The organism is Kitasatospora sp. NPDC029312, from assembly GCF_055569215.1.
The window spans coordinates 78,962-86,699 of sequence record NZ_JBVHXY010000002.1 but is presented as its reverse complement, the minus strand read 5'-3'; the positions used below and the strand labels follow the sequence as shown (position 1 = coordinate 86,699).

The following is a 7,738-nucleotide window of genomic DNA, read 5'->3' as shown; positions in this document are numbered from 1 at the left end:
GCCGGATCGCGCCGTCGAACGACTAGCCTCCCACCCCCGCCCCCCCCCCCCCCCCCCCCCCCCCCCCCCACCCCCCCCCCCCCCCCCCCCCCCCCCCCCCCCCCCCCCCGGGCCATGGAGGAGCGGGAGTGGCCGTTCCGGGGTGGTGCCAGGTGAGGGCGATGGGTGGGTGGGCAGGCGGCGGGTGAGGTGGGTGAGGAGGAGGGGTGGGTGGGGGGTGGGGGGGAGGGGAGGGGCGGGCCCCCGAATGTTCGCGCAGGAAGTCGACCCGGCCGACTTCCTGCACAGCCCCCGCACCCCGCCGAAGGCCGGCGCCCCGAGGGCGCCGGCCCTCCCGACGAACCCTCCCGACGAACCTCCCGCCGAACCGAAAGCCGACGAACTACCCGGCCCAACCCTGTCTCAGGAGGCGCCGTCCTCCCGCCCCCGGCAAATACCGACGGCCACGGGATGGGGAACGGGCACAATGGCCTAGTGATGGTGGGCCGTCCGGAGTCGGGGGGCCAGAGAATGGAGGCCCGGGTGAGCGATCTTCCGCGCAAGGCAGTGACCCGCACGGCACGGCTCGCCGCCCTGCCGCTGGGGATAGCCGGACGGGCCACGCTCGGGCTCGGCAAGCGCATCGGCGGCCGCTCCGCCGAGGTGGTCACGGCCGAGCTCCAGCAGGCCACCGCCGACCAGCTGTTCAAGGTCCTCGGCGAGCTCAAGGGCGGGGCGATGAAGTTCGGGCAGGTGCTGTCCGTCTTCGAGGCCGCGCTGCCCGAGGAGGTCGCCGGCCCGTACCGGGCGGCACTCACCAAGCTGCAGGACGCCGCTCCCCCGATGCCCGCGGCCACGGTGCACACCGCGCTGGCCCAGCGGCTCGGCGAGGGCTGGCGCGAGTTGTTCCAGGAGTTCGACGACCGGCCGGCGGCGGCCGCCTCGATCGGCCAGGTGCACCGGGCGGTCTGGCACGACGGCCGCCGGGTCGCGGTCAAGGTGCAGTACCCGGGCGCGGGTGACGCGCTGCTCGCCGACCTGTCCCAGCTGAGCCGGGTGGCCTGGCTGGTCGGCCCACTGATCCCCGGGCTGGACATCAAGCCGCTGATCACCGAGCTGCGCGAGCGGGTCTCGGAGGAGCTGGACTACGAGCTGGAGGCGCAGGCCCAACGCCGGCACGCCGAGGAGTTCGCGGGCGATCCGGACATCCTGGTGCCGCGCGTGGTGGCGCAGGCCGACCAGGTGTTGGTCACCGAGTGGATGGACGGCACCCCGCTGTCCGAGGTGATCGCGCGGGGCACCCAGGAGGAGCGTGACCGTGCCGGGCAGTTGCTGGCCCGGTTCCTGTTCGCGGGTCCGTCGCGGACGGGCCTGCTGCACGCGGACCCGCACCCGGGCAACTTCCGGCTGCTCAAGGACGACGGCCCCGCGTCCGGCTGGCGGCTGGGCGTGCTGGACTTCGGCACGGTGGACCGGCTGCCGGGCGGGTTGCCCGCGCCGATCGGCGCCTCGCTGCGGATGGCGCTGGACGGGGACGCGGCCGGCGTGCTGAAGATGCTGCGCGAGGAGGGCTTCGTGAAGCCCTCGATCCAGCTGGACCCGGAGGCAGTGCTGGACTACCTGCTGCCGATCATCGAGCCGGCCGCGGTGGACAGTTTCCACTTCACCCGGACGTGGATGCGCGCCCAGGCGGCCCGGATCGCCGATCCGCGCTCGCCCGCCTACAACCTCGGCAAGCAGCTGAACCTGCCGCCCGCGTACCTGCTGATCCACCGGGTGACGCTGAGCACCATCGGGGTGCTGTGTCAGCTGGGCGCCAAGGCGCCGTTCCGCGCCGAGATGCTGGCGTGGCTGCCCGAGTTCTCCGACGAGCCGTCGGTCCCGGCCACGCCTGCCGGGCCTCGCGGCTCCGCCGGCGCCGCAGGCGCCGCCGGCGCCGCAGGCCCCGTGGAGCCCGCGCGGCCCCTCACGGCGCCCGAGCCCCGGAAGCCCTCGCCGAGCACCGCGAAGCACCTTCGCGAGAGCTGAGAAAGGCGCCGAGCAGGGCGTCGAACGGCCGCAGGCCGCTCCCCGGTGGATGGGGAGCGGCCTGCGGCACGACAGGGGCGGCGCGACGGTGCGACGGCGGCCGGCGCGTACGCCGGAGCTGCAGCGGTCGGCCGCCTACATCAGGGCGACGGCGAGCGCCTTGCGGGCCCGCATCGAGGCCCGCTCGGCCCGCTGCTTGAGCTTGCGGGCCCGGACGACCCGGCTGACGAGCCGTTGGTTCTCGGCCTCGTGCATCCTGTCTTGCATATGGGCACGGGCCAGGGATTCATGCAGGAGTTGCATCTCGAGGATCCTGTTCTGGGTCTGGAGTTCGGTGGTCTGCTCGGCGCGGACGGTCGGATCGATGGCGGCGGGGGTCATGTGGTGGTCCTGCTCGTGGTGCGTGCTCGGGAATGGGCGGGTGCGGGTGGCTGCGTCGGCCTTGGCGGCGGCGATCCGTACGGACCGGCGGAGGGCGGTGTCCAGCGGGGACTGCTCGACCCTGCGGACGGCCCTGCGGACGGCCCTGGCGTGGTCGGCGGGGTTCACGCCATGACCTCGGTCTTGCGCGGACGGCCACGCGGCCGCTTGCGGGCCACGACGACACCCTGGACGAACAGCTCGCCACCCCAGACGCCCCACGGCTCGCGCCGCTCGAGGGCGCCGGCCAGACAGGCGTCCTTCACCGGGCAGGTGCCGCAGAGGGACTTCGCGTACTCGACGTCGGCGGGCGTCTCGGCGAAGAAGACCTCGGGGTCGAAGGCGCGGCACGGGATGGGGAGACCGAGTGCCTCGGCCTGCTCGATCGAGCTGATCTGCATGGAAGGAACCTCCGGAGGGTCGGCCTGGTCGGCCTTGGTGATCTGGCTTGTCGGCGGTACGGACGGGATGGGCGGCGTGATGACCGTGGACACTGTGGGCGTCTTCCTCGTCTTCTCAGTGGTTCCGGCCCAGTGGACTGGTGGTGCTGGGCCGGAGGCCCCGGGGGGCCTGGGTGGTCTTGCGTACCGGACAAAACAGAAGGGCCGCGGATCCCGGTGTGACGGGTTCCGCGGCCCTGGAGGTGCCGACCTGAGGCTGACTCAGGTTCGTTCTCTCCAGGGTTCAGGGCCGCGGAAGGCCCACATCCGGGTGGCCTCGGCGCCGATGAAGGCGACCTTGGCCTGCTTGATCTGCTGCTCGTTCTGCTTCTGGGCGTTTCCGGCACCGATGACCTGCGCATAGCCGCCATGCATGGCGGCGGCTACGGCCGCCTTCGGTGCCTGGATCGGTCGCTCGTCGCAGATGCGACGCGACGTGCCGACCGACGCCCAGTCACGGGACAGACCGGTCTCGACGACGATGCCTTCGACACTCCTGCCGCCCACGACGGGCAGACCCGCGTTGTGCAGATCAGTGTGTCCAAGACCACTGACAGCGGAGGCGACGAAGACACCGGTGGCGTCGAGACCCAGACCGGTTCCACCGAGCTCGGCGAGCGCCCGCAGGCGGGCGGCACGCAGGGAGGCAGCGACAACGGTCTGGCCAGTCATTTTGGTGATCATGATGTTTCCCACTGTCTTCGCCTCCTCTCGGCGTCTCGCGGAGCCTGGTTACCCTGGCTCCGAATGTTCGGATGTCTGTCTCGGTGATGCTGTGGGGCGAGGGGAATCGGCACAGGTTTCACCCCGTGCGACCGCGTCCCCTTGACCGCTCCGGCAGGCTATTGCGCTCCCGGTATGCCGCGCAAACTATTTTTCGCGCGAGTTCCGCGGCCGGATCGACGGTGCAGCGCATCGTGCGGTCCGACGGCGATCCGCAGTACGTTCCGCGCCGGCGTCGAAGTCCCCCGAGCAGTCCCCTGGACCGCGCCCGTGCCGGCTCACGCCGGATCGACCGGACCGTCGTCCTCGACGCCGTCCGGATCCTCCTCGGGCTCCTCCCCCGCGCACAACGAGAGCACGGCGGCCCCGTACTTGTCCAGCTTCATGGCGCCGACCCCGGAGATCAGGGCCAGCTCCTGGCGGCTGGCGGGCACGTCCTCGGCGATCGCCATGAGCGTCGCGTCGGTGAACACCACGTAGGCCGGGGCGCCCTGCTTCCTCGCCTGCCGGGCCCGCCACTCGCGCAGCCGCTCGTACAGGCCCTCGTCCATCGTGGAGGGGCAGTCCTCGCAGCGGCGCAGCTTGCGTTCGACGGCCTCGGTGAGGACCTTGCCGCAGACCCTGCACTTGACCGGTCCGCGGGCCCGTCGGGCGGCCGAGCGCTCGCCGGCCTCGACGCTCCCCCTGCCGCCGCGCGCGCCGGTGCGTGCGCCCGGGGCGCTGGAGCCGGGGCGCAGCCCGTCGAGGAAGCGGCTGGGTTTGCGGGAGGCGCGGCCGCCCGGGGAGCGGGCGAGGGCCCAGGAGAGGCTGAGGTGGTGGCGGGCGCGGGTGACGCCGACGTAGAGGAGGCGGCGTTCCTCCTCGATCTGTTCGTCGGTCTTGGCGTAGATGATCGGCAGGGTGCCTTCGGTGAGGCCGACGAGGAAGACGGCGTCCCATTCGAGGCCCTTGGCGGCGTGGAGGGAGGCGAGGGTGACGCCTTCGACGGCGGGGGCGTGTTGGGCGGCGGCGCGGGCGTCGAGTTCGGCGACGTAGGCGGCGAGGTCGGTGGTGTGGCCGTCGGCGGTGCGGGTGCGTTCGAATTCTTCGGCGAGTCGGACGAGGGCGGCGAGGGATTCCCAGCGGTCGCGGACGGCGCCGGAGCCGGCGGGGGGTTCGGGGGTGAAGCCGCGGGTTGCGAGGACGGCGCGGACCTGTCCGGCGAGGTCGGGGGTGGCGGCGGTGAGCGGGTCGGCGGCGGCGCGGGCGGCGCCGCGCAGCAGGATGCCGGCGTCGCGGACCTCGGGGCGTTCGAAGAACCGTTCGGCGCCTTTGAGCTGGTAGGGGACGCCGAGGTCGGCGAGGGCCTGTTCGTAGACCTCGGACTGGCCGTTGGTGCGGAAGAGGACGGCGATCTCGCTGGCGCGCACGCCGGTGGCGAGGAGGTCCTTGATGCGGCGGGCGGTGGTCTCGGCCTCGGTGGGTTCGTCCTCGTACTCGGTGTAGACGGGTTCGGGGCCGGCTTCGCGTTGGGAGACGAGTTCGAGGCGGTGGCGGGCGGCTTCGCCGCGGGCTTGGGCGAGCAGTCCGTTGGCGAGGTGGACGACCTGGGGGGTGGAGCGGTAGTCGCGGACGAGTTTGACGACGGTGGCCTGGGGGTGGCGGCCGCGGAAGCCGAGGAGGTAGTCGGGGGTGGCGCCGGTGAAGGAGTAGATGGTCTGGCTGGCGTCGCCGACGACGCAGAGGCTGGCGCCGCCGTCGGGGCCGGTCCACTGGTCGAGCAGGCGCTGTTGGAGGGGGGAGACGTCCTGGTACTCGTCGACGGTGAAGTGCCGGTACTGGGAGCGGACCTGCTCGGCGATGTCGGGGCGGTCCTCCAGGATGGCGGCGGTGAGGAGGAGGACGTCCTCGAAGTCGATGTTGCCGCGGCGGGTCTTGGTCTCTTCGTAGACGCGGTAGACCTGGGCGGTCTCGGCGGGGTCGCGGGGGGCTTCGCGGCCGGATTTGGCGACGGCGGCGGGGTAGTCCTCGGGGGCGGTCTGGGTGACCTTGGCCCATTCGATCTCGGCGGTGAGGTCGCGCAGTTCGGTGCGCTGGACGCGCAGTCCGCAGCGGCCGGCGGCTTCGGCGACGAGTTGGACCTTGCGTTCGAGGAGCTGGGGCACGGGGCCGCCGACGGCGCGGGGCCAGAAGTACTGGAGCTGGCGCAGGGCGGCGGCGTGGAAGGTGCGGGCTTGGACGCCTTCGGCGCCGAGTTGGCGCAGGCGGCCGCGCATCTCGCCGGCGGCGCGGGCGGTGAAGGTGACGGCGAGGACCTGGGCGGGCTGGTAGACGCCGCTGCGCACGCCGTAGGCGATGCGGTGGGTGATGGCGCGGGTCTTGCCGGTGCCGGCGCCGGCGAGGACGCAGACGGGGCCGTGCAGGGCGGTGGCGACGGCGCGCTGTTCGGGGTCGAGCCCGGCGAGCACGGCGTCGGGGCCCGTTGCGGCGCCGGGGTCGGCCCAGGGGGAGCCGTGGGGGGCGTCGTACGGGCTGCCGCTCAAGAGGTCTTCCTGCATGCGTTCCATCTTCTCAGTCCGGTGGGACAACGGGGGCGGGGTTGTCCACAGGCCCGGTGTGATCGCAGGATGATCGCTTCGCGTGCCGCTCGTCGGCATGCCGGAATGCCCGCCGCTCGGCGGACGTTCCGCCCAGAGACCGTGTGACCCCCTCTTTCGAAGGAGCCCCCTCGATGTCCGGCAGCGTGACGATGTACAGCACGACCTGGTGTGGGTACTGCAACCGACTCAAGAGCCAGCTGGACCGTGAAGGCATCGGTTACACCGAGATCAACATCGAGGAGGACCCGGCGTCGGCGGCGTTCGTGGAGTCGGTGAACGGCGGCAACCAGACGGTGCCGACGGTGCTGGTGCAGCCGGAGGGCGGCGGTGAGCGGGTCGTGATGACCAATCCGAGCCTGCTGCAGGTGAAGAAGGCGCTGGCGGGCTGATCCCCGCCGGACGGGCTGCGGCGGGGCCCCCGATTCCTGCCGGACGGGCCGCGGCGGCCTGGGCGGCCGGTCCCGCCCCGGCCGGCGCGACCCCGGTCGGCGCGCCCCGTCACGGTGCGTCGGCCCGGGCTGGGTCGACGGGAGCGGCCGGCGCGGGCAGGGTGGTGCGCGCGCCGAGGTCGCCGATGCCGTAGACGAGCCGGCTGCGGTCGGCGGAGTAGCGGGTCTCGATGACCCGGACGGGACCGCGCCGGTCGTAGGTGACGCGGGTCTGCACCATGAGCGGGACGCCGGGCCCGCCCTGGAACCACTGGGCCTCCTCGGGGCCGGGCATCCGGGCGACGAGGTGGTCGACGGCGCCGATCTCGGTGCGGCCGAGGGCGGCGAGGACGGCTTCGTCGCCGCCGTCGACGGGGTCGGGTTCCATCAGGGGGGTGCCGGCGGCGAGCCCGGCCCGGTAGTGGCTCTCCTCGATGGAGTACGGCTCGCGGTCGAGCAGTCGCAGTTGGCGGCGGACGACGATGGCCTCGCCGGGGCGCAGTCCGAGGCGTTCGGCGATGTCGACGCGGGCCCGGACGATCATCATCTCGAAGTCGGTGCTGAGTTCGCGTCCGGCGTCGGCGGCTTCGCCGAGGTAGACGTCGGAGGGCGCGGCGAGGCAGTCGCGCGGCGCGGCGGCGAGGGTGGGTCCGTAGGCGCGGTGGTCGAGGACGGGGTGCTCGCGCAGGTAGGTGCCCTTGCCCTGGAGGCGGACGAGCCGGCCTTCGTTGACGAGGACGTCGATGGCGAGGCGGACGGTGTTGCGGGCGACGCCGTACTGGCGTTCCAGTTCGCTCTCGACGGGGAGGGCGGTGTGGGTGGTGAACTCGCCCTCGGCGATCCGGCGGCGCAGGTCGGCGGCGAGGCGCTGGTATTTGGGGGATTGGGCGGTGCCCCGGGGGATTGTCACCCGAGTGAATGTAGCGAGCGGGGTGACGCGTTTTCAGCCGTTTCCGGCAATGTCGTCCGGGTGGGTTGACGGTGGTGGCGTGAGGGTGTGGCGCGGTAGCAGAACTGGCCCGTCCGGTCACGAACAGTCGGCCGATCGCGGTGTCGGCGAGGCCTCGGGGGCAAAAGGTTGGGGCGCGCGGCATAGGCCACGCGCCCCCTTCCGGGCGGAAGCGCCGGGAATTCGGACGAA

At 72.9% G+C, this 7,738-nt stretch carries 7 protein-coding genes; 2 read left to right on the top strand and 5 right to left on the bottom strand.

The features are described 5' to 3' along the window. Nucleotides 1–522 precede the first annotated feature (522 nt). Nucleotides 523–2,007: an ABC1 kinase family protein gene (locus ACZ4WV_RS01915; protein WP_465741790.1), complete on the top strand. Its 1,485-nt coding sequence runs from the start codon at nt 523–525 to the stop codon at nt 2,005–2,007. Between the two features lie 135 nt (nt 2,008–2,142). On the opposite strand, the gene ACZ4WV_RS01910 is transcribed toward ACZ4WV_RS01915, so the two are convergent. From ACZ4WV_RS01910 to ACZ4WV_RS01895, 4 genes are all read right to left on the bottom strand, one after another. Then, nucleotides 2,143–2,556: a hypothetical protein gene (locus ACZ4WV_RS01910; RefSeq protein ID WP_465741788.1), complete on the bottom strand. Its 414-nt coding sequence runs from the start codon at nt 2,554–2,556 to the stop codon at nt 2,143–2,145. After that, on the bottom strand, nt 2,553–2,921 hold the full coding sequence (locus ACZ4WV_RS01905) for a WhiB family transcriptional regulator (protein ID WP_392894389.1): 369 nt from the start codon (nt 2,919–2,921) through the stop codon (nt 2,553–2,555). Before ACZ4WV_RS01905 ends, ACZ4WV_RS01910 begins: the two co-directional genes overlap by 4 nt. Before the next feature lie 168 nt (nt 2,922–3,089). After that, a complete protein-coding gene (locus tag ACZ4WV_RS01900; RefSeq protein WP_465741786.1) occupies nt 3,090–3,563 on the bottom strand; it encodes a hypothetical protein in 474 nt (157 codons plus the stop codon). A 305-nt stretch (nt 3,564–3,868) separates the two neighbouring features. Continuing rightward, entirely contained in the window at nt 3,869–6,136 is a 2,268-nt protein-coding gene (locus ACZ4WV_RS01895) for an ATP-dependent DNA helicase UvrD2 (RefSeq protein ID WP_465741784.1), read from the bottom strand. Between the two features lie 164 nt (nt 6,137–6,300). Here ACZ4WV_RS01895 and ACZ4WV_RS01890 point away from each other — a divergent pair, with 164 nt between their 5' ends. Further along, nucleotides 6,301–6,558 carry a mycoredoxin gene (locus tag ACZ4WV_RS01890; protein ID WP_465741782.1) on the top strand — a complete coding sequence of 86 codons (258 nt, stop codon included), beginning with the start codon at nt 6,301–6,303 and terminating at the stop codon, nt 6,556–6,558. 109 nt (nt 6,559–6,667) lie between these two features. Here ACZ4WV_RS01890 and ACZ4WV_RS01885 read toward each other — a convergent pair whose 3' ends face one another. Then, the gene (locus ACZ4WV_RS01885; protein WP_465741780.1) at nt 6,668–7,507 is read right to left on the bottom strand and encodes a GntR family transcriptional regulator; all 840 of its coding nucleotides are present in this window, start codon (nt 7,505–7,507) and stop codon (nt 6,668–6,670) included. Nucleotides 7,508–7,738 lie beyond the last annotated feature (231 nt).

Coding starts and splice junctions, on each gene's coding strand:
- ACZ4WV_RS01890 (WP_465741782.1), top strand. CDS start 6,301: ATGTCCGGCAGCGTGACGATGTACAGCACGACCTGGTGTGGGTACTGC.
- ACZ4WV_RS01895 (WP_465741784.1), bottom strand. CDS start 6,136: ATGGAACGCATGCAGGAAGACCTCTTGAGCGGCAGCCCGTACGACGCC.